This window comes from Variovorax sp. 01N429 (assembly GCF_056399425.1).
The window spans coordinates 1-368 of sequence record NZ_JBFTRG010000239.1; the positions used below are offsets into that span (position 1 = coordinate 1).

A 368-nucleotide genomic window follows, 5' to 3' on the forward strand; every position below is an offset into this window, starting at 1 on the left:
GGCCGTCCGTGTTGATGTCCAGCGTCACGGCGCCCGTCAGAGACTCGGCGACCGCCATGTAGAAGTCGCCCGTACCGCCGGGCGACGCCGACAGGATCTCGTCGGCCACACCGGCGATGCGCAGCGCCTCCATGGTGTGCGGGTACTGCCCGCGCGCCTTCGGCACCGTGCTCGTGGTCGGGTGCTTCTCCACCAGCATCGGCGGCGCGCCGTGCAGGCCGAGGAACACCGCGGCGGACAGGCCGGCCAGGCCGCCGCCGATGATGAGGACAGGGACTCGTTCGTCGTACACGTCGCTCCCAAGGAGGTCGCCGGCGGTCGGAGGCGTCCCGGCGCGGCCCGCGCCGGAACAGGCCGGACCGCAGAAG

The 368-nt window shown here is 72.8% G+C and carries 1 protein-coding gene; it reads right to left on the bottom strand.

Features of this window, described 5'->3' with window-relative positions; translation table 11 throughout:
* Positions 1–292 (bottom strand): FAD-dependent monooxygenase (locus AC1DSF_RS31420; RefSeq protein ID WP_478184218.1); only part of this gene is annotated, 292 nt, incomplete at its 3' end.
* Positions 293–368: the final 76 nt, after the last annotated feature.